Here is a 21,107-nt window from a genome sequence, read left to right as displayed (position 1 = left end):
GATAATGAAAAATGTATTAATGATTGGCATAGGGCTGATAGGATCTTCTATCGCCCTTTGTTTAAAAGAAAGTAACGAAGATCTTCGAGTGACAGGATTTAGTTTGAATCAAGAAGAGTTAGAAGGAGCAACATCTGCTCAAATTATTGATGACTGGGAAATGGATTTACAAAAAGCCAGTGAAGCGGCTGACGTGATTTTCTTATGTACACCTGTCTCTGTGACACTAAAAATAATGGAAGAAATATCTTCATTTAATCTAAAATCAGATGTTTTAATCACAGATGTTGGAAGTACTAAAAAAGAAATCATGAATCAGTCTACACTGCTAACATCAAAGGGGTATCAATTTGTTGGTGGACATCCGATGGCAGGTTCACATAAATCGGGATTTTTAGCAGCAGATAAAAATTTATTTGAAAATGCTTACTATATTTTAGTGCCTTCATCTGAAAAAAATAAGCAATCAGTAGCGGATTTACACGTTTTATTAAGGGGAACTAAAGCTAAATTTATCCAACTAACAGCGAATGAACACGATGAAATGACTGGTATTTTAAGTCATACACCTCATATTATAGCTGCTGAACTCGTTCATCAAGCGGATCAGTTAATTGGTGATTTTCCCATGGCTAAAAAACTAGCAGCAGGTGGTTTTAGAGATATCACCCGAATTGCTTCATCGGATGCTAAGATGTGGGCGGATATCTCAGTTAGTAATCAAGAAGTATTAGTAGGAGAACTTGATAAATGGCTAGTGTCTCTTGGAAATTTAAAAAGAACAATTGAAGAAAAAAATTGGCAGAAACTGTATGATTTTTTCGATCTAGCTAAAAAAATTCGGGATGATATCCCCGTCCATAAAGAAGGTAGTATACCAGCTTTCCATGATTTATATGTCAATGTACCAGACTATCCAGGTGCCATTGCCGAAGTAACTGGGATTTTAGCAAAAGAGCAGATTAGTTTAATTAATATCAAAATTATGGAAACCAGAGATGATATTTTCGGGATTTTATGCATCTCTTTTAAAAATGAAAAAGAATTAAAACAAGCTCAAACAGTTATTAATCAGCAAACGGCTTATAGTAGTTTGATCAATTAGGAGGAAAAAAATGAAATTAAAAATAAATGCTTCGTCCTTAAATGGTGAAATCAGTGTTCCAGGAGATAAGTCTATCTCTCATAGAAGCATCATGTTCGGCTCTTTAGCTAAAGGCACGACAACCATTACTCATTTTTTAAGAGCAGATGATTGCTTAGATACATTAAAAATATTCAAACAAATGGGCGTTCCAATTCACGATGATGGAACAACCATTACTATTGAAGGTCAAGGTCTAACAGGCTTAAAAGATCCCCAGAAAACATTAGATGTTGGTAATTCAGGTACGACCATTCGTTTGTTAATGGGAATTTTAGCAGGGCAAAGTTTTGATGTAACCTTAACAGGGGATGCTTCGATTCAGAAACGACCAATGAACCGTGTGATGTTGCCACTACAAGAAATGGGTGTGGCTATCGAAGGAGATTCTGAAACAGAATTTCCGCCAGTCGTGATTAAAGGTAATAATAAAATTCAGGCGATTGAATATAAGTTACCAGTTGCAAGTGCTCAAGTTAAATCGGCTCTTTTATTTGCGGCTCTTTTTGCAAAGGGTGAAACAACACTAATAGAAAAAGAAAAAACCCGTAACCATACAGAAGTTATGATTAAACAATTTGGCGGAGAAATAGAAGTGGATGAAAAAGTCATTCGTTTAAATGGTGGACAAGAATTTACAGGGCAACAGGTTGTTGTACCAGGAGATATCTCATCAGCAGCTTTCTTTATTGTAGCTGGATTAATTATCCCAAATAGTCGAGTTGTTTTAAAAAATGTTGGTTTAAGTCAAACAAGAACAGGAATCATTGATGTCGTTAAATCAATGGGTGGTCAAATAGAGATTGTTGACGTAGATGAAGAAAACGAATCAGGAACGATTATTGTGGAATCAAGCGAGTTAGTGGCAACGGAAATTAGTGGGGATATTATCCCGCGCTTAATTGATGAGTTACCGATTATTGCCCTACTTGCGACACAAGCCAAAGGCACTACGATTATTAAAGATGCCGAAGAATTAAGAGTCAAAGAAACGGACCGTATTCAAGCGGTTGCTGATGAATTAAGTAAATTAGGTGCTAAGATTGAGCCCACAGAAGACGGTTTGATTATCCATGGAGGAGAAAAACTCCATGCTGGAAATGTTACAAGTTACGGAGATCACCGAATTGGAATGATGCTTCAAGTGGCAGCACTTTTAGTTGAAGAGGGCGATGTTGTTCTCGATAAAAGTGAAGCTGTATCCGTTTCTTATCCTAATTTCTTTGAAGACTTAGATAGTTTAATGAGTGAAGTCTAATGGAATCCATTATCTTAATTGGTTTTATGGGTTCTGGAAAATCGAGTGTGGGTAAAGAATTAAGTAAACTGTTAAACATTAACTTGGTAGAAGTAGATCAGTTAATTGCTGATGTTGCAGGGAAAAGTATCCCTGAAATTTTTGAAGAGGAAGGCGAAGCTGGTTTTAGAGAACGAGAATTTGAAGTTCTTAAAGAGAATCTCTTGTCTAATCAAATCATCGCAACAGGTGGCGGTATATTAACTTATCCTAAAAGTGCAGAACTAATTAATCGTCAATCTAACGTTTTTTTTCTAAAAGGTGATATTAATGTGTTAATTGAGCGAATATCGAGGGATAAAACAAATCAAAGGCCCTTAGCTAATCAAAAAAAAGAATCAGAAATTATTAGTTTATATAAAATTAGAGAACAGTCTTACCATGATGCCGCTAACTATGTCATCGATGTGACGCACAAATCAATTACGCAAATTGCTCAAGAAATTTTAAACAAAGTCGGGAGGTAATAGATATGAAAGTTGGTTATTTAGGTCCAGTTGATTCATTTACCTACTCAGCGACAACCTTTCTTTTTGATAAAGAAACCACTGCAGCATATCCAACCATTGTCTCTTGTCTCAAGAATTTAGAATCAGGCAATATTGATTATGCAGTGGTTCCTATTGAAAATAGTATTGAAGGAACGGTCAATCAAACATTAGATTTCATTTTCCATCATTCAACTCATTTGATTCAAGCAGAAGTGATTCTTCCGATAAACCAAAATTTGATGGTTCATCCAAATTTCAGTGAGGAATGGAGAGGGATTGATACAGTCAGATCTCATCCCCAAGCATTAGCCCAGACGCAAGAGTTTTTAAGTGAATGGTTGCCAGAAGCAAAACAAGAAGTGAGTGATTCAACGACTCAAGCAGCAGAATGGCTTTATGACAATCCTAATAAAAAAATGGGTGCTATTGCCTCAAAAGAAGCAGCAGTGCGGTATGGTTTGAGTATCGTGAAAGAAAAAATTCAGGATATTCCTAATAATCAAACAAGGTTTTGGGTTTTAGGTAAAGAAGCATTAAAGAAAGGTTCATTAAAAAAGGAATTATGTCGCCAAACAATGACTGTTTCCATGAAGCAAAATCAACCTGGTAATTTACATAAGATTCTTTCAGCATTCAGTTGGCGAGAAATTGATTTAACCAAAATAGAGTCTCGTCCTTTAAAAACAAAACTAGGGGATTATTTCTTTTTACTCGATATTAAGGCTAAAGATTCTTTTCTAATTGATTCGGCGATTCAAGAAATAGAAGCATTAGGCGGAACTGTTAAAAATTTTGGTAGTTATGATGTATATCTAAAAAAGATATAAGATAAAACAATTTTAGTGTTAAATTGTTTTAAAATAGCTTATCCTTATATTTAGAGTATAAATAAAGAGGTGTTTTTATGGCTGATATGACGAGAATGGACCGTAGGCGTCAAGAAGAACAGGAAAAAGAAGCAAAGAAAAAACAAACAAATGATAAAAAGCAACAAGTGATACCAAATAAGACGACAGCAGAACCAACAATGCCAAAGGGTAAAAAGAATAAACCGAAAAAGAAAAGAAAAAAGAAACGACTTATTGTCTGGATTCTTTTAATTCTAATCGGTTTAACGGCTTTTGGTTATATGAAAGGTTTAATGTCAACGAAATTTGATAAGAACAATAAGCAAGCAGATGTAGGGCATTTTTCAGGTGAAAAAAGTGGAGATGGTTCAACTAATATTCTTCTATTAGGAAGTGATTCTCGTGGGGAAGATCAAGGTCGTTCAGATTCGATTATGATTGCTCATTATGACAATAAAACCAAACAACCCAAGTTAGTTTCTATTATGAGGGATACTTTTGTCACGATTCCGACGGATAGTGGTCCAGAAAATAATAAAATTAATGCGGCTTATTCTTATGGTGGACCAGAATTAGTTCGAAAAACGATTAAAGATAATTTTGGAATTCCGATTCAGTATTATGCGATTGTTAATTTTGAATCATTTCCTAAAATTGTGGATACACTAGCTCCGTCCGGTTTAAAAATTGATGCCGAGAAAGATTTGGAAGTCGAAGGAACTGTGATTAAAAAAGGCCCTCAAAAAATGAGCGGTGAAGAGGCTCTTCAATATGCCAGATTTAGAAAAGACGCGGAAAGTGATTTTGGTCGAGTGAGACGTCAGCAACAAGTGATGTCTGCTTTATTACAACAGGGACTAAATCCACTCAATGCTTGGCGTTTCCCAGAGGCAGTTGGAAAAGTCCAAGGGTATACACAGACCGATATCCCTTTTGGTTTTTATCCAAAATCAGGAATGAGTTATTTGTTTAGTAAACACAAACCATTAGAAATTTTAACAGTACCTGTTGAAGGAACGTGGAGCGACGGTTACTATGACCATGCAGGAAGCGTGTTAGAAATCGACACACAAGCCAATGGGCAAGCGATTAAAAACTTTTTTAATAAATAATTTGTGATAGTTTTTCTTTACTTTAAGAAAAGAGAACTCTATAATGGATGCTAGGTATATTTTGCCCGAAAGACAAAAGAATTGAGGAATTATAGATGAAAATTGCAGTCGTCACTGATAGCACCGTTTTTTTAAAAGATGACTATCGTCGTCGTGAAGATTTATTTATTGTCCCAGTACCATTAATTATTGATGATACGATGTACAAAGAAGGAATAGATATTCATGTAGATGGCTTCTACGATTTATTAAACAACGCAAAGACTTTTCCGAAAACATCTCAACCATCCATTGGTGAACTTTTTGAATTATACGATAACATTGCTAAAGAGGGATATGATGCGGTAGTTAGTATTCATATGTCATCTGGTATCTCTGGTTTTATTAGTTCCTTAAAAAGTATTTCAAAAGAAGTTGAGAGTGTTAACGTATATCCATTTGATTCCTTATTAACAAGTGGTCCGATGGGGAAAATGGTCGAAATTGCTCTTGAAATGGTTGAAGAAGACGGAATGACCCCAGATGTCATTATTGAGAAATTAACAGAAGTTAGAAAAAAAGTTGAAGGTTATATCGTTGTAGATGATTTAAACCATTTAGTTCGTGGCGGACGATTAAAAAATGGCGCGGCGATTATTGGAACGTTACTAAAGATTAAGCCTGTTCTTTGTTTTAGAGATGGGGACATTATTTTAAGTGAAAAGATTCGTTCACAAAAGAAAGCTTTAAATCGTGTGGAAGATATTGTGTTAAATGAAATAAAAAGCCAACCACAAGATAGTTCATTTTATGTGATTCATTGTAATAACTTAGAAGTGGCCAAACAAGTGGAGCAAAGTTTATTAGATAAGCATCCTACGTTAGATGTTGTTATTTGTGATTTTGGACCTGTTGTTGGTACTCATCTCGGTGAAAAAGCTGTAGCTATCGGTGTGGCACCTAAAAATTAGGAAAAGACTTAACAGTTTTGTTAAGTCTTTTTTAATATAGATTGACTAATAAAAGTTATAAAAAATACTATGGTACAATAAATTAGAACAAGAAAAATGGAAGAAGGAAGTTAAATGATACCAAGTAATTATCGACCAAGTCGAGTTGTGATAGATTTAGATTGTGTGAAACACAATGTCCGTGAAGAAATAAAACGTTTAGATGAGAGTAAAGAACTGTTTGCTGTTGTTAAAGCAAACGGCTATGGGCATGGTGCTGTTGAGACCGCTCAAGCCGCATTAGACGCAGGAGCAAGTGGTTTATGTGTTTCTAATCTAGATGAAGCTTTAGAGTTACGACAAGCTAACATTAACGGTCCTATCTTAGTGCTAGGTTATGTGAACTCTGCGTATATCGAAATCGCAGCCAAAAATCAAATAACAGTAACTGCTACAAATTTAGAGTGGTTGAAAGAAGTCAATGAAAGGATTCAGTCACCCATTAGTATTCATTTGAAGATCGATACAGGGATGGGACGAATTGGGCTGAGAACTGAAGAGGAGATGCTTGGAGCAAAAAATATTTTAGACAAGCAACCACTGATTGATTTTGAAGGTATCTTTACCCATTTTTCAAAGGCTGATTCAAAAGATGAAAGTCACTTGAATTTACAACAAGAACGTTTTTCAAAAGCGCTAGATATTTTTGGTAGAGAGATGAAGTATATCCATACCTCTAATTCTGCAACTGCTTTGTGGCATGGGGCTTGGGAAAGCAATCTGGTTCGTTACGGGGACGCATTATACGGAATGAACCCATCAGGAAATGAGTTAGAATCTCCCTTTGAATTAAAACAAGCCTTAACTTTAGAAACTGAAATCATTCACATAAAGCAACTAGAAAAAGGTGAAAAAGTTGGCTATGGTGCAACCTATGAAACATCAGGAAATGAATGGATTGGGACACTTCCTATCGGTTATGCCGATGGATTAATCAGACGTTATCAAGGATTTGAGGTATTAGTTTCAGGTAAGAAAGCACCAATTGTTGGACGAGTTTGTATGGACCAGTGTATGATTAGATTGGAAGAAGAATTACCAGTAGGAACTAAGGTAACCATTTTTGGTCACAATCAAGAACGGTTTAATTCAGTTCAATCGGGAGCTGAGTATGTAGGGACCATTAATTATGAAGTCACTTGTGGTTTGACGGATCGTTTGCCGCGTGTGTATAGGGAAAATGGGTCGGAGGTTTTAGATAAATAGATGTTAGCAGCTTATTTAAATATTTTAGTCGTTTTTGCCATAATCTTACTTAGCTACATTCTAACCTGGCGTAAATGGTTCGATAATCATACCGCAGATGTTTTTTCTAAGTTAGTCTTAAATATTACATTACCTCTTAGCATGTTTCTGAATATGACTCAGAAATTTACGAGATCAGAGTTTCTAGAATTATTTAAAGGAATTGCGATTCCGTTTATGTCTATTTTAATAACTTTTGGGATTAGTTTTGTGTATGCAAGATTGACTAAAGTACCTGTCACTAGACGAGGTGCCTTCATGACTATGTTTACAGCAGCTAACACGATTTTTATGGGACTGCCTGTGAATATGGCGATATTTGGAGAAAAGGCAATTCCATATGCGTTACTTTATTATATGTGTAATACGACATTTTTCTTTACCATTGGTGTGTTGTTGATTGCCAATGATAATCCAGCCATAGATATCAAACAAGCTAAATTTAGTTTTAAAAAATTATTAAAGCAGCTTTTATCTCCTGCATTAATGGGATTTGTGATTGGTATTTTATGGTTACTCACTGGAAAAGAAGTCCCAAAACCATTGTTTGATTTTTCAACCTATGTGGGTGGCATGACGACTGCCCTTTCTTTATTTGTGATTGGGATTATCATTTATCAAACAGGAATTAAAAACATAAAAATGAATAAAGATGTTGCTGGCGTCTTACTTGGGAGATACGTTGTTTCGCCTTTAGTGGTCTATACATTATCATTGTTTTTCCCTGTACCACCTTTAATGTTAAATGTATTTATATTGCAATCAGCTATGCCAGTTCAGAATGCGATGCCAATCTTAGCAAGAAGTTACGGAGCCGATGAAGAGTTTACAACAAGCAGTTTAACTTACTCGATTTTAAGTTATTTTGTATTTATCTTAATCATTTTAAAACTATTCTTTTAAAATGTGCTATAATGCCAAAGGGTAAAAAAAAGAGAAGGAAGGTGAGAGAATGAATTTATTTAAACAATATAATTTTCAAGAATTTATAATGAACGCTTTAGATGAAAAGAAGTTTCTTAAACCAACAGAAGTACAAGAAAAATTAATCCCAGTTGTCATGCAAGGGAAAAACGTGGTAGGACAATCACAAACAGGTTCTGGTAAAACACATACATTCTTACTACCAATGATGAATGCAGTGGACCCAGAAAAAGATGAAGTACAAGGTATTATTACAACACCAAGTCGTGAGCTAGCGGAACAAATTTATCAAGCGGCTGTTCAACTTGCTAAACACTCTGAAAAAGAAATCAGAGTCTCTCAATACGTTGGGGGAACAGATAAAAAACGCCAAATGGAAAAATTAAAAACAAGTCAACCACATATCGTGATTGGAACACCAGGGCGAATTTTAGATTTAGTAAATAATCAGTCACTAAAAACATTTACAGCCAATCACTTTGTTGTGGATGAGGCAGATATGACACTTGATATGGGCTTTTTAGAAGATGTTGATAAAATTGCTGCAACGTTACCAAAAGGATTACAAATGCTAGTATTCTCAGCAACTATTCCAACTAAATTGAAACCATTCTTAAAAAAATATATGGACAATCCAGTGGTTGAACATATTAAACCATCATCAGTTATTTCAGATACAATTGATAACTGGGCAATCTCAACTAAAGGCCAAGATGTTAATAAGGTTATCTATCAATTATTAAATATAGGTCAACCGTATTTAGTGATGGTCTTTGCGAATACGAAACAACGTGTGAATGAGATTTCAACGTATTTAAAAGAGCAAGGCTTAAAAGTTGCGACAATTCATGGAGATATTCCGCCACGTGAAAGAAAACGTGTCATGAAAAATGTCCAAAATTTAGATTTCCAATTTGTGGTAGCGACTGATTTAGCTGCTCGTGGGATTGATATTGAAGGTGTTTCTCATGTTATCAATACAGAAATTCCAACGGATTTAGAATTTTTCATTCACCGTGTAGGTCGTACTGGCAGAAACGGTTTAGAGGGAACAGCGATTACGTTGTACCAACCAAGTGATGAAAATTCACTAGCTGAGTTAGAAAAATTAGGAATTGAGTTTCATCCAAAAGTAATTCGTGGTGGAGAAATTATCGATTCTTATGACCGTAACCGTCGTGAGAAACGTGATAAATCACAAAAACAATTAGACATATCAATGATTGGTTTAGTTAAAAAGAAAAAGAAAAAAGTTAAACCTGGTTACAAAAAGAAATTACAATACGCAATTGATGACAATGAAAAACAAAAACGTAAAATTGATCGTCGTCAAACTGATCGTGCGAAAAGAAAATCAAGAAAACAAGATTATTAAGTTCAAAAGAGGCAAGCACAATCCTAAAATAGGTTGGACTTGCCTCTTTTTTTAGTTAATAAAGCTTCTTTTCTAATTTCACACAAATAATACCGTCTTCAATAAAATCATCGGAGACAACTTGATAGCCTAATTTTTCATAAAAAGGAACGGCTTGTTTTTCTCCATGAATCCGAGAGAGTGAACAATTATTTTTTCGTCCTTGTTGTTCAATTTCTAAAATAACACGGCGACCAAGCCCTTTTTTACGCCATTCTCTTTTGACACATACCCGGTCAGGTCGAACAGTTAGTAAATCATCTTGTTGGTAACGACCCGTTGCAATCGGTGTTTGATCATAAAAGATAACCAGATAGTTTGTTTGATCCGAATCGTAAACATCAAACTCCGCTTTTGGAGATATTTTTTGTTCTTGAACGAAAACCAGCGTTCTTAGATAATAAGATGCCGCTTTCACCCATTGTTTGTTATCAAAAACAATTGAGATCATGAAAACCATCCTTTCCAATTTTTATTTACACTATAATCATAACATGTTTAGGGAGGGAAAATATGAAAAAAAAGTTAATAATTATAAGTAGTCTTATATTACTACTTGTTATTGTGGTATTAGGTTTTGCTGTTAATTATTTATTTAATTATGCCATCGTCGCAGGTGATAAAGAGTTTATCCAAGCAGAAAGTCATGAGAAAATGCATAAAAAATGGCAATTTGAAACCGATTCTTCAGAAGAACTAATAATTCAATCAGAGGATAAGTTACAGTTAAAAGCTAAGTGGTTAACTCATCAGAAGAAAGATAATAAAACAGTGATTATTGCTCATGGTTATATGAGTGAGGGGCTTGCTATGGGAGATTATGCCAAGTATTTCTATGAATCAGGCTATGATGTTCTGGTTCCTGATAACAGGGGACATGGTAAAAGTGAAGGAAAATATACGGGCTTTGGTTGGTTAGATCGTAAGGATTATGTGAAATGGATAGATGAAGTGTTAAAGAAACAAGGAGCGCAAGAAGAGATCGTGTTATTTGGTGTTAGCATGGGAGCTTCTACCGTGATGATGACAAGCGGTGAAAAATTACCACCTCAAGTTAAAGCAGTGATTGCTGATTGCGGCTATGATACTGTACAAAATGAGTTATCTTTTCAAATAGATGATATGTTTGGTTTGCCAACTTTCCCCTTAATTCCTTTAACGTCCGTTTATACTAAAGTAAGAGCAGGCTATTCTTTTAAAGAAGCCAGTGCAGTGAATCAGTTGAAGAAAAATAAGCTACCATTACTTTTAATTCATGGAGACAAAGATGATTTTGTGCCCACTAAATTTGTTTATAATTTGGAGAAAGCAACAAGCGGTCCTAAAGAGGTTGTTATTTTTAAGGGAGCGAAACATGCTACAAGTTATTATTCGAATCCTCAAAAATACGAAAAGACGATTGGTGATTTTTTGAAGAAATATATAAATGAATGATGTTTTTTATAAAATAATATTAATATTAAAAAATAATTAATGATATTTTATTTTTTTAATCTAAAAACCTATTAAAAAGTAGAAGCTAGTTGACATAATAACAACTTTTCATTATAATTTAATAGGCTAGTAAAGAACAAATTTGGTTCACAGTTTAGAGAGCTTTCTGTTAGGTGAAAAGAAAGACTGTGTAAAAATATTGGCTACTTTACCAATAATTGATAAGAAATTATCACGACTTACTTTGCGTTAAAAAGTACTTAAGAGGTAATGAATGCTAAAGCATCGTTGCAATCAAGGTGGTACCGCGTAAATCGTCCTTGACTGCAAGGTGCTTTTTTCTATTTTTAGGAGGAAAAAAGATGAAACCATTAACAAGTGTTGAAGTAAGACAAATGTATTTAGATTTCTTTAAAGCAAAAGGACACCAAGTAGAGCCAAGTGCGTCTCTTGTTCCGATTGAAGACCCAAGTTTACTATGGATCAATTCAGGTGTTGCCACATTAAAAAAATATTTTGATGGCACTGTGATTCCAGAAAACCCAAGAATTACCAATTCACAAAAAAGTATCCGTACTAACGATATTGAAAATGTTGGTAAAACAGCCCGTCACCATACCATGTTTGAAATGTTAGGAAACTTTTCGATTGGTGATTACTTTAAAAAAGAAGCGATTCATTGGGCTTGGGAATTATTAACAAGCGAAGAATGGTTTGCATTAGACAAATCAAAATTGTATGTCACAGTTTATCCAGAAGATACAGACGCTCGTCGTATTTGGCATGAAGAAATTGGCTTACCACATGAATCAATTATTGATATCAAAGATAATTTCTGGGATATTGGTGCAGGCCCATGTGGACCGGACTCTGAAATTTTCTATGACCGTGGACAAGCCTTTAACGATGTGGCAGAAGATGATCCAGAAAACTACCCTGGTGGAGAAAATGAACGTTACTTAGAAATTTGGAATTTAGTATTCTCTGAATTCAATCATACTGAAAATCATGAATATGAGCCATTACCACAAAAAAATATTGATACAGGTATGGGCTTAGAACGTATGGTATCGATTTTCCAAGACGCACCAACTAACTTTGAAACAGATCTATTCTTGCCGATTATTCATGCAACTGAAGAAATGTCAGCAAGTAAAAAATATGATGATGATTTAGCAACAAAAACATCCTTTAAAGTGATCGCAGACCACGTTCGTGCGGTATCATTTGCAATTGGTGATGGTGCTTTACCATCTAATGAAGGTCGTGGCTATGTCTTACGTCGTTTACTACGTCGTGCTGTCATGCATGGTAAAAAATTAGGAATTGATGAAGCGTTCCTTTATAAATTAGTCCCAGTTGTTGGAGGGATTATGGAAAGTTACTATCCAGAAGTTGTTGAAAAACAAGCGTTTATCCAAAAAATTATTCGTACAGAAGAAGAAAGATTCCATGAAACAATTAATGACGGTTTACAAATCATTACTGATTTAATTGCTTCATTAAAATCGGAAGGCAAAGACACACTTGCTGGAAAAGATATCTTCAAATTATATGATACATATGGCTTCCCAGTTGAATTAACAGAAGAAATGGCTGAAGAACAAGGTCTTAAAGTTGATCATGAAGGTTTTGAAGTTGAAATGACAGCTCAAAGAGAACGTGCTCGTGCTGCTCGTTCAACAGAAAGCTCAATGAATGTTCAATCAGCTGTTTTATCAGAACTTAAAGCTGAGAGTGAATTCATGGGATACACTGAAACAAAAGCAAGTGCTAAATTAGTGGCAATCGTTCAAGAGGATGCTATCCAAGAAAAAGTATCTCAAAATGATGCACAACTTGTCTTTGACATCACACCTTTCTATGCTGAAATGGGTGGACAAGTTGCAGATAAAGGAACGATTCAAACAGCGTCAGGTGAAATTGTAGCGAATGTCTTAAATGTTAAAAAAGCACCAAATGGTCAACCGCTTCATTTAGTAGAGGTTGTTGGTGAATTAGTTTTAGGTCAAACTTATGAACTAGTTGTTGATGAAATGTTAAGAAATAAAATTATTAAAAACCATACAGCAACCCATCTTTTACATCGTGCCTTAAAAGATGTATTAGGCGAGCATGCGAACCAAGCTGGATCATTAGTTGCTTCAGGTAACTTACGTTTTGACTTCACTCACTTTGAGCAAGTAACAGCAGAAGAATTAGCTGAAATGGAACGTAAAGTAAATGAAAAAATCTGGGAAAGTATTCCAGTAACAACCATCGAAACAGACGTAGCAACAGCTAAAGAAATGGGCGCTATGGCATTATTCGGTGAAAAATACGGTAAAGTTGTCCGTGTTGTGAGTGTTTCTGATTACTCTGTTGAATTATGTGGTGGGGTTCATGTTAGAAATACATCTGATATTGGTATCTTCAAAATCGTTTCTGAATCAGGAATTGGTGCAGGCGTAAGACGTATCGAAGCTGTTACAAGTAAAGAAGCCTTTGAATTATTACATACAGAAGAAATGGCTTTAAAAGAAATTGCTCATATGGTAAAAGCACCACAACTAAAAGAAGCTGTCTCTAAAGTTGGTTCACTACAAGAACAACTAAGAGAATTACAAAAAGAAAACGAAGCATTATCTTCTAAATTAGCGAACGCTGAAGGTGACCAAATCTTTAAAGATATTCAAACTGTTAACGGTGCAACTGTCATTGCTGCAGAAGTTAACGTTAAAGACATGAACCAATTGCGTCAATTAGCTGATCAATGGAAACAAAACAGTTATTCAGATATCTTAGTTCTTGGAACGGCTCAAGATGAAAAAGTGAGCTTACTAGTAGCTATGAATAAAGAGATGAATGGGAAAGGCTTAAAAGCTGGTGATTTAATCAAAGAAATCGCTCCTCTAGTAGGTGGTGGCGGTGGTGGACGTCCAGACATGGCTCAAGCCGGTGGTAAAAACCCAGCAGGCATGAAAGACGCTCTAGCAGCAGTTACAGCTTGGATTGAAAGTAAATAATAGGGTGTAAAAAAGGCGGTTAGCTCCGAGTAATTGGAGGAACTACTAAACAATCCGCTCTTTGGGTTGCTTAGTAGTTTTGAAGTTACCGAAGGAGTTGCCTGTTTTTACCAAACTGAAAATAAAATACTAAGGAGATGATTTTTTAGTCATCTCCTTTTTTATCTAGGAGGATATTTATGACTTTAGAAGCGATTATTTTTGATATGGATGGGGTGTTGATTGATTCTGAAAAATTTTACATGGAATCAGAACAGCTTATTTTAAAATCTTTTGGTATTGAAGTGGAAGCTCTTCATTTTAGGAAGTATTGTGGAACCACACAAGATTATATATGGAGTCACATTAAAGAGGAATTTGATTTACCTGTCAGCTTGGAAGAATTAAAAGAAATGGCACCTGTGTATTTGTTGAAGTTGTTTAAAGAAAAAGGAGTAGAATTAATACCTGGAGTTGAAAAACTAGTAACTAATTTAGCTAAATCACCTCTAAAGACAGCTGTTGCTTCATCAACTGGTAAAGTCTTGATTAAAGAGCATTTGACAGGGTTAGGAATTGCTTCTTGTTTTGACACCCTCCAATCTGGAGAAGAAGTTGCAAATTCTAAACCGGCACCAGATGTCTTTTTAAAAGCAGCAGAAGTCTTAAATGTTGATCCTAAAAATTGTTTAGTGATTGAGGATTCAAGGAATGGTGTCCTAGCAGCAAAAGCAGCAGGAATGACGTGCATTGGTTTTAATAACTTGAATTACCCACCAATTGACATTAAAGAAGCTGATGAAATTATCACAGATATGTCCGTTTTAACAATAGAGTTTATGAAACAAGTCTTCTCTCAAGCAAAAGAATAAAGAATTTATTAAGAGTTATGTAACTTTTGTAATATTTTTGTAATATAAGTTGCTTTTTTGTCATAAAACATAGTAAACTATAAGTGTAAAAAGGAAAACAAAAGGAAAAAGAAAGGGTGTTTGAAATGAAAAAGTATAGAGGTATGATGGTTGCTCTTCTCTTATTGTCATTCTCAGCTCCTATCGTCTCTTTTGCCGATGAACAGTCAACAACTGACGTAGAAAATGTTTCTCCGATTGTGGATGTCAAATCGATTGCAGTGAAAGATGTCAATTTACCAACTGGCACAAAATGGGACAATTCTTATGGTTTCCTTAGTGTTGAGTTGGCAGATGGATCAACTTTATCATGGCAAAATGTTGTGAATGATATCCAAATAACAGGCCAAGTAAATGTTGATGTGCCAGGTGTTTATCCACTTACTTATACTTATGGAGGCAAGCAAGCAAACATGAATGTCACTGTTAAAAATATGGAAGTAACAAAAGTTCAAAACATATCAGTGAAAGATATTAATTTACCACTTGGTATTGAGTGGAAAGCTTCAGATAGTTTTAATTATGTAGAATTGACTAACGGTACCAAAAAAGAGTGGGCAGAAGTTGCTAATGAGATAAAAGTAACTGGTGCAGTTGATTCTCGTCAACAAGGTACCTATAAAGTAACGTATCAATATGAAGATAAACAAGCAGTAGCGACAGTCACTGTCAAAGATATGGAAGTGATTAAAGTTCAAGAAATTTCAGTCAAAGATATCAATTTACCATTAGGTGAAAAATGGGATGCTTCTCAAAATTTTAATTATATCCTCTTATCTAACGGCATCAAATTATACTGGAAAGATGTTGTGAATGATTTAGTAGTGACTATAGATGACAATGCTCAAATGATTGATACTTCTAAACCAGGAACACATAAAGTTACCTATACTTATGATGGTCAAAGTGTCACAGTAAACGTAACAGTAGGGATTTTTGAAGTAGTAAAAGTTCAACAAATTTTAGTTAAAAATACGACCATCCCATTAGGTAGTAAATGGAATACCTCAGATAACTTTATCACAGTGAAAATGTCAGATGGAACTGAACGAACATGGGCTGATATTTCTAAAGATATGAAAATCGAAGGAACTGTGGATGTAAATAAAGAAGGAGTTTATAAGGTTACTTACAAATTAGAAGATAAAGAAGCAACAGCGACTATTACGGTCACAAGTAAGAAAATCCTTCCTCAAACCGGTGAAAAAACATATTTATCAACAATCATGTTTGCAGTAGGCGCGCTATTGATCCCGTTGGTATTTATTATCCTAGTTATTAAAAAAAGAAAAACTCACTAACTAAATAGAATTAACTCAAAGCCCTCCTAGATGAATTAATCTAGGGGGCTTTTGTGACAAGGTTGTAAGAAAACTGTCATTAATAACAATACCTTTTTTATTTAGAACAGGTAAACTAATAGTTAAGAAGTTCAAACAAGGAGGAAAAAAGATGACAATTATTAATTTAGAAACAGTCTCTAAAATATATCAAGGTGTCGTTCCCTATGAAGCCTTAAAAAAGATTGATTTAAGTGTTGAAGAAGGTGAGTTTTTAAGTATCATGGGGCCATCAGGTAGTGGAAAAACAACGCTACTTAATATTATCGCCACCCTAGATAAGGCAACAAGTGGCTTAATTGAAATTAAAGGAGGCGATGTGAGTCAATTATCTAAAGATGAACTAAGTTTGTTTAGGCTCAAAAAAATTGGTTTTGTTTTCCAAGATTTTAACTTGTTACCACCACTTACAGTTGAGGAAAATATTATGTTGCCACTAACCTTAGATAATCAACCAGAAAAATTAATGAAACAGAAAGTTAAGAAAATAATGGATGAATTGGGTATTTCTCATCTGGCGAAAAATAGAATTCATGAAGCGTCAGGTGGCGAAAAGCAACGGATTGCGATTGCTAGAGCGCTTATTAATGATCCAGATATTATTTTAGCGGATGAACCCACAGGGAATTTAGATTCTAAATCGGCGGGAGATGTGATGTCTATCTTGTCAGAAATAAATAAATTGAGAAATGTGACAACCATCATGGTAACTCATGACGCCATCTCAGCAAGTTATTCTAACCGTGTCGTTTTTATTAAAGATGGATGTTTTTATAATGAGATTTATTCTGGAGAGAAGAAAGAGTTGTTTTATCAAAATATTTTAGATGTTTTAGCTCATTTAGGAGGAACCAACCATGAATTTCAAGCAACTCGTCCTTCGTAATGTGACAAGAAATGGTCGTGAATATGCCACTTACTTTTTAAGTAGTTTATTCTCAGTGATGGTTTTCTTTGTTTTCTCTTTACTTTACTTCCATCCAGATTTAGGGGATAACTTAAAAGGGAGTAGCGATGGTGTCTCAGAAATGGCAAATTTTGGCATCCAAGTGGCAGAAGTGGTGATTGCTTTAATGTCTTTTGTTTTTTTGTGGTACGCCTTTAATACGTTCTTAAAGGGACGAAAAAAGCAGTTATCAGTTTATTTAACTTTAGGAATGTCAGAGAAAAAACTGAAACAAATGGTTATTTATGAAAATATTCTACTAGGTTTTACTTCAATTGTAACAGGAACCGTTGTGGGTATTTTATTTTCTAAGCTTATTTTACTTATTACACAAAATATTTTGTATTTAGAGGAAGGCTTGCCATTTTATTTTCCATTAAAAGCAATTGCTGTAACGTGGTTAGTTTATGGCTTAATATTTGTTTTAATCTCTTTCTTCACTGTCCTTAAATTAAGAAAAATGTCTTTACTCGAAATGAGAGAAACAAAGGAAGATGTGTTTATAGAACCTAAGAAAAGTAAACTTTACACAGTGCTAGGAATATTTTTGATTTTGTTAGGTTACAGTTTAGCATTTGCTTTTTCCTACGGTGTGACTGGTTATATTAGACTTCCCTTTAATGCAGATTTACTGGTTCTTTTACTGTGCGTGTTAATCACGATACTAGGAACTTTTCTGTTCTTTAAATTTTCAAGTGTTAATATATTTCAACGGATAAAAATAAAACCAATGTACTTTAAGAATGGTAATATGTTGACCGTTAGTAATTTAGTTCAGCGTATGAAAACTAATGCCATGATGTATTTTCTTATTTCTATTGTAGGAGCAATTGCTTTTGTCGGAATAGGAGTGGCTAAATCAATTGGAAGTCATGATTTTGGTCGAACACAAGGTGCCTCTTTTGCCTTTGTTTATAACCCTATGTCTTTAGAGGATGATAAAAAATCAAGTGACATCCATCAAAAAAATATTGAAGAAATTGAAGATACAATTAAAGAAGCAGGATATGACTATCTTTCACTTGATTTGAATTTAGTTGATTTGATGGTGGAAGTTGAAACTGGAAATCAAATGACAGGGTTATTATCCATGAGTGTGCTGAAAGAAAGTGACTTTAATCGCATTATGACGTTTATGAAAAAAGAGACTGTAAAACTTACTAAAAAAGATGAAATATTGAAATTAGTCTCAACGAATTCTGAGATGCAAGAAGTAAAAGTGAAACAGTTAGCTGATACAACTTATGAAACAGACCTTGTTTTTTATAAAGATGAAAAAGAAACCAGGGAGAAAATTAAGATAAAACAATCAGACATACAAATGTCTCTGGGAAACTTTGCAGGTTTTGGTGTCGTGACAGATGAAAAGTATCAAGAATTGAAAGAAAAACAAAGCCATGTTTATCCTTCAACTCACATTATCCATTTTAACGAATGGAATGAAGATAAAGAACTTAATAAAGAGGTCAATCTGTTCTTAAAAAGAGAATTAAAAGAGGCAGAAAAGGAAGTTACAGAATTTTATAAGAGAATTAAGAAAGAACCTTATGATGATTTGACGGAAGAGGAAGTTAAAGAGTTTGTTGCCATTAATTACGACAGCTTTTACTATTCATCCATGTATGAAACATGGTTAAAGACCAAACAATCAAATGGAACAATCCTTTTAATCAGTGTTTTACTAGGATCAGTGTTCTTCACTTTTTCATGCAGTATCATTTACTTCAAGCTATTTGGCGAACTAGAAAAAGACGGGAAGTATCATCGGTCACTGTATATATTAGGTGTAACAGAGAAGAGACGCGAAAAAATGGTTACCATCGAAATGTTGATTATGTTTTTCATTCCCTTCGTTATATCCACCCTTCATTTTGTAGCGGCAATGAGCGCGCTAAGGATTTTAATTGAACTACCTGTTTATCACTACGTGTTCCAAATTTTAAGCGTGTATATTGTCTTCCAACTACTATTCTTCATCATATGCCGTAAGCAGTATTTAAGTCACTTAAAAAAATACGCAGAAAACATAAAACGATGAACATAGAAAGGTGAGACAAGCGATTAGCTCCGAGCAACTGGAAGTCAGATCATTCAATCCACGGGTTTAGGATTGAGTGGTGTGACTGAAGTTGCCGAAGGAGTTGCTTGTAGAAGCTGGACTAAAATAGAAAGCTGAGACAAGCGATTAGCTCCAAGCAACTGGAAGTCAGATCATTCAATCCATGGGTTTGGGATTGGGTGGTGTGACTGAAGTTGCCGAAGGAGTTGCTTGTAGAAGCTGGACTAAAATAGAAAGCTGAGACAAGCGATTAGCTCCGAGCAACTGGAAGTCAGATCATTCAATCCACGGGTTTAGGATTGAGTGGTGTGACTGAAGTTGCCGAAGGAGTTGCTTGTAGAAGCTGGACTAAAATAGAAAGGTGAGACAAGGGATTAGCTCCGAGCAACTGGAAGTCAGATCATTCAATCCACGGGTTTAGGATTGAGTGGTGTGACTGAAGTTGTTAAAGGCGTAGATTATTTTGTTTTATCTTTTGAATAAATATGTTATACTAATATCTGTTAAAAAAATAAGGGGGCGTTACGGATTCGACAGGCATAGTTGAGCTTGAATTGCGCTTCGTAGGTTACGACTACGTAAAAACGTTACAGTTAAATATAACTGCTAAAAATCAAAATAACACTTTTGCTTTAGCTGCCTAAAAACAGTTAGCAAAGATCCTCTCGGCATCGCCCATGTGCTCGAGTAAGGGTCTCAAACTAAGTGGGATACATTAACTTTTTCCGTCTGTAAAAGTTAAAAGAGCTCATCAGACTAGCGAAGTTTAGGGCCTGTTATACGGCATGAAACAAAGCGAATCTTTAAATGGTATAACTATGAGCGTAGAAGTTTAAGTGGCAATGTGTTTGGACGCGGGTTCGACTCCCGCCGCCTCCATAGTAATAATTAAGTAAGGTCTTATAAACGTTGATACATCAATGTTTATAAGACCTTTTTTTGTGCTGTTGGTTAATCGTTATAATCTATATATTTTATTTTGGTAAGTTATCCATCGCATATCTAGCTTGTTCTTCAGTAAATTTTTCAAAAATTAACTGATCATATAATCCTGCATCAGAAAAAGAAGAATATTCTAGATATGATTTTGCTTTTTTTAGAGCTTGTTGATTCCAGTCTACTTCAATGTTATCTATCGCAAATTGCGCAGAATCTTCAGAGGATTTTTCAAAAAGTAATTGATCATACAAATTAGATTTGGAGAAGGCTGTATAATTTATATAATCTTAATGCATTTTTCTGTTCTCTGGACGCATTATTAAGCATATCTTGTTTTTGTTTTTCTTCTTGGCGTTTTTCTTCTTCTTTTTTCTTTATCTCTTCAAGTCGCGCGGTTTCTTTTTCATTTTTTATTCTATTTTCTTCTACTATTTTTTTCTTTTTTAATTCTTCAGCCTCTTGCTTATCTTTTTCGGCTTTTTCTTTATCTTCCTTTTCTTTATTAGCTATTTCATCTTTTTTAGCGAAATTTGATTCGGAGTACAAATAAATAAAAGTTTTTTTGTCTTGGTTTTCAAATAAGTAGCTTTCTTTAGATTCAGGGGCATTAAAACGAACTGTAAAATCCCCTTGACTATTTATTTCGGTAGTTGCAACATTAGATTGGTCCTTTTCTAAACTTATGACCAATTTAGTATTTGGCTTTCCTTTTCCAGTTAACTCAATTTTATTTCTTTCAAGATATTTTGGTGTAGCCCCATTAATACTTAACCATGTTTTTTTACTGTCAGTACTTTCAGAAGTTGCTTTGACAGAATTTTCACTTGATACGCTCGAATCTTTATTATTATCTAACGTATTATTTTGACACCCAGCAAATAATAATAGTAAAGAAGAGAGTAACATAACTTTTTTCATTAATTTAAATCCTCCAATATGGTATAATTTTATACTGGATAGAGTTCTATCACAAAACATCATTCAAACTTGGTAGGGGAGAGTGGTGTTTTTTATTCTATTATTCTGTGTG

Annotated in this window: 18 protein-coding genes and 1 other RNA gene; 16 read left to right on the top strand and 3 right to left on the bottom strand. The window is 34.6% G+C overall.

The genetic code is table 11. From position 1 onward, the window contains the following. Nucleotide 1 precedes the first annotated feature (1 nt). The 9 genes from G7082_RS13335 to G7082_RS13295 all read left to right on the top strand — a co-directional run bounded on the left by G7082_RS13335 (nt 2) and on the right by G7082_RS13295 (nt 9,425). Entirely contained in the window at nt 2-1,105 is a 1,104-nt protein-coding gene (locus G7082_RS13335) for a prephenate dehydrogenase (RefSeq protein ID WP_166036101.1), read from the top strand. Nucleotides 1,106-1,115: 10 nt separating this feature from the next. Next, nucleotides 1,116-2,402 (top strand): 3-phosphoshikimate 1-carboxyvinyltransferase, encoded by a 1,287-nt coding sequence (gene aroA / locus G7082_RS13330; RefSeq protein ID WP_166035679.1) that lies wholly within the window; start codon nt 1,116-1,118, stop codon nt 2,400-2,402. Next, the gene (locus tag G7082_RS13325) at nt 2,402-2,908 is read left to right on the top strand and encodes a shikimate kinase (protein ID WP_166035677.1); all 507 of its coding nucleotides are present in this window, start codon (nt 2,402-2,404) and stop codon (nt 2,906-2,908) included. Before aroA ends, G7082_RS13325 begins: the two co-directional genes overlap by 1 nt. 5 nt (nt 2,909-2,913) lie before the next feature. Beyond that, entirely contained in the window at nt 2,914-3,759 is an 846-nt protein-coding gene (gene pheA / locus G7082_RS13320; RefSeq protein WP_166035675.1) for a prephenate dehydratase, read from the top strand. Nucleotides 3,760-3,836: 77 nt separating this feature from the next. Further along, a complete protein-coding gene (locus G7082_RS13315; RefSeq protein WP_238842658.1) occupies nt 3,837-4,892 on the top strand; it encodes an LCP family protein in 1,056 nt (351 codons plus the stop codon). Between the two features lie 95 nt (nt 4,893-4,987). Continuing rightward, nucleotides 4,988-5,842, top strand: coding sequence for a DegV family protein (locus G7082_RS13310; protein WP_166035673.1), 855 nt, complete (start codon nt 4,988-4,990; stop codon nt 5,840-5,842). A 114-nt stretch (nt 5,843-5,956) separates the two neighbouring features. Beyond that, the gene (alr, locus tag G7082_RS13305) at nt 5,957-7,087 is read left to right on the top strand and encodes an alanine racemase (protein WP_166035671.1); all 1,131 of its coding nucleotides are present in this window, start codon (nt 5,957-5,959) and stop codon (nt 7,085-7,087) included. Continuing rightward, nucleotides 7,088-8,029: an AEC family transporter gene (locus G7082_RS13300; RefSeq protein WP_166035669.1), complete on the top strand. Its 942-nt coding sequence runs from the start codon at nt 7,088-7,090 to the stop codon at nt 8,027-8,029. A gap of 49 nt (nt 8,030-8,078) precedes the next feature. Then, entirely contained in the window at nt 8,079-9,425 is a 1,347-nt protein-coding gene (locus G7082_RS13295; RefSeq protein WP_166035667.1) for a DEAD/DEAH box helicase, read from the top strand. 55 nt (nt 9,426-9,480) lie between these two features. Here G7082_RS13295 and G7082_RS13290 read toward each other — a convergent pair whose 3' ends face one another. Beyond that, nucleotides 9,481-9,915 carry a GNAT family N-acetyltransferase gene (locus G7082_RS13290; RefSeq protein WP_166035665.1) on the bottom strand — a complete coding sequence of 145 codons (435 nt, stop codon included), beginning with the start codon at nt 9,913-9,915 and terminating at the stop codon, nt 9,481-9,483. 62 nt (nt 9,916-9,977) lie between these two features. Here G7082_RS13290 and G7082_RS13285 point away from each other — a divergent pair, with 62 nt between their 5' ends. From G7082_RS13285 to ssrA, 7 genes are all read left to right on the top strand, one after another. After that, complete coding sequence (locus G7082_RS13285; protein ID WP_166035663.1) at nt 9,978-10,898, top strand: alpha/beta hydrolase; 921 nt, start codon at nt 9,978-9,980, stop codon at nt 10,896-10,898. Between the two features lie 362 nt (nt 10,899-11,260). Beyond that, nucleotides 11,261-13,903, top strand: coding sequence for an alanine--tRNA ligase (alaS, locus tag G7082_RS13280; RefSeq protein WP_166035661.1), 2,643 nt, complete (start codon nt 11,261-11,263; stop codon nt 13,901-13,903). Nucleotides 13,904-14,082: 179 nt separating this feature from the next. Beyond that, nucleotides 14,083-14,754 carry an HAD family hydrolase gene (locus G7082_RS13275; protein WP_166035659.1) on the top strand — a complete coding sequence of 224 codons (672 nt, stop codon included), beginning with the start codon at nt 14,083-14,085 and terminating at the stop codon, nt 14,752-14,754. 125 nt (nt 14,755-14,879) lie between these two features. Beyond that, the gene (locus G7082_RS13270) at nt 14,880-16,094 is read left to right on the top strand and encodes a bacterial Ig-like domain-containing protein (RefSeq protein ID WP_166035657.1); all 1,215 of its coding nucleotides are present in this window, start codon (nt 14,880-14,882) and stop codon (nt 16,092-16,094) included. 151 nt (nt 16,095-16,245) lie between these two features. Then, nucleotides 16,246-17,019, top strand: a complete 774-nt coding sequence (locus tag G7082_RS13265; RefSeq protein WP_166035655.1) for an ABC transporter ATP-binding protein — start codon at nt 16,246-16,248, stop codon at nt 17,017-17,019. Further along, nucleotides 16,991-19,117: an ABC transporter permease gene (locus tag G7082_RS13260; RefSeq protein ID WP_166035654.1), complete on the top strand. Its 2,127-nt coding sequence runs from the start codon at nt 16,991-16,993 to the stop codon at nt 19,115-19,117. The genes G7082_RS13265 and G7082_RS13260 overlap by 29 nt, the downstream gene beginning before the upstream one ends. Nucleotides 19,118-19,653: 536 nt before the next feature. Next, nucleotides 19,654-20,020, top strand: a transfer-messenger RNA (tmRNA) gene (gene ssrA, locus G7082_RS13255). 92 nt (nt 20,021-20,112) lie between these two features. On the opposite strand, the gene G7082_RS13250 is transcribed toward ssrA, so the two are convergent. Next, nucleotides 20,113-20,328, bottom strand: coding sequence for an Ltp family lipoprotein (locus tag G7082_RS13250; protein ID WP_238842657.1), 216 nt, complete (start codon nt 20,326-20,328; stop codon nt 20,113-20,115). Nucleotide 20,329: 1 nt separating this feature from the next. Continuing rightward, nucleotides 20,330-20,995 carry a hypothetical protein gene (locus tag G7082_RS13245; protein WP_166035653.1) on the bottom strand — a complete coding sequence of 222 codons (666 nt, stop codon included), beginning with the start codon at nt 20,993-20,995 and terminating at the stop codon, nt 20,330-20,332. Nucleotides 20,996-21,107 lie beyond the last annotated feature (112 nt).

Origin of the sequence: Vagococcus hydrophili, from assembly GCF_011304195.1 — a bacterium.
Taxonomy (GTDB): domain Bacteria; phylum Bacillota; class Bacilli; order Lactobacillales; family Vagococcaceae; genus Vagococcus; species Vagococcus hydrophili.
Note: the sequence above shows the minus strand (reverse complement) of the source record. Positions and strands in the feature narration are given on the sequence as shown.

What these genes read in the sequence shown, in the direction of transcription:
- aroA (WP_166035679.1), top strand. Translation starts at nt 1,116, where the DNA reads ATGAAATTAAAAATAAATGCTTCGTCCTTAAATGGTGAAATCAGTGTT.
- G7082_RS13325 (WP_166035677.1), top strand. Translation starts at nt 2,402, where the DNA reads ATGGAATCCATTATCTTAATTGGTTTTATGGGTTCTGGAAAATCGAGT.
- pheA (WP_166035675.1), top strand. Translation starts at nt 2,914, where the DNA reads ATGAAAGTTGGTTATTTAGGTCCAGTTGATTCATTTACCTACTCAGCG.
- G7082_RS13315 (WP_238842658.1), top strand. Translation starts at nt 3,837, where the DNA reads ATGGCTGATATGACGAGAATGGACCGTAGGCGTCAAGAAGAACAGGAA.
- G7082_RS13310 (WP_166035673.1), top strand. Translation starts at nt 4,988, where the DNA reads ATGAAAATTGCAGTCGTCACTGATAGCACCGTTTTTTTAAAAGATGAC.
- alr (WP_166035671.1), top strand. Translation starts at nt 5,957, where the DNA reads ATGATACCAAGTAATTATCGACCAAGTCGAGTTGTGATAGATTTAGAT.
- G7082_RS13300 (WP_166035669.1), top strand. Translation starts at nt 7,088, where the DNA reads ATGTTAGCAGCTTATTTAAATATTTTAGTCGTTTTTGCCATAATCTTA.
- G7082_RS13295 (WP_166035667.1), top strand. Translation starts at nt 8,079, where the DNA reads ATGAATTTATTTAAACAATATAATTTTCAAGAATTTATAATGAACGCT.
- G7082_RS13290 (WP_166035665.1), bottom strand. Translation starts at nt 9,915, where the DNA reads ATGATCTCAATTGTTTTTGATAACAAACAATGGGTGAAAGCGGCATCT.
- G7082_RS13285 (WP_166035663.1), top strand. Translation starts at nt 9,978, where the DNA reads ATGAAAAAAAAGTTAATAATTATAAGTAGTCTTATATTACTACTTGTT.
- alaS (WP_166035661.1), top strand. Translation starts at nt 11,261, where the DNA reads ATGAAACCATTAACAAGTGTTGAAGTAAGACAAATGTATTTAGATTTC.
- G7082_RS13275 (WP_166035659.1), top strand. Translation starts at nt 14,083, where the DNA reads ATGACTTTAGAAGCGATTATTTTTGATATGGATGGGGTGTTGATTGAT.
- G7082_RS13270 (WP_166035657.1), top strand. Translation starts at nt 14,880, where the DNA reads ATGAAAAAGTATAGAGGTATGATGGTTGCTCTTCTCTTATTGTCATTC.
- G7082_RS13265 (WP_166035655.1), top strand. Translation starts at nt 16,246, where the DNA reads ATGACAATTATTAATTTAGAAACAGTCTCTAAAATATATCAAGGTGTC.
- G7082_RS13260 (WP_166035654.1), top strand. Translation starts at nt 16,991, where the DNA reads ATGAATTTCAAGCAACTCGTCCTTCGTAATGTGACAAGAAATGGTCGT.
- G7082_RS13245 (WP_166035653.1), bottom strand. Translation starts at nt 20,995, where the DNA reads ATGAAAAAAGTTATGTTACTCTCTTCTTTACTATTATTATTTGCTGGG.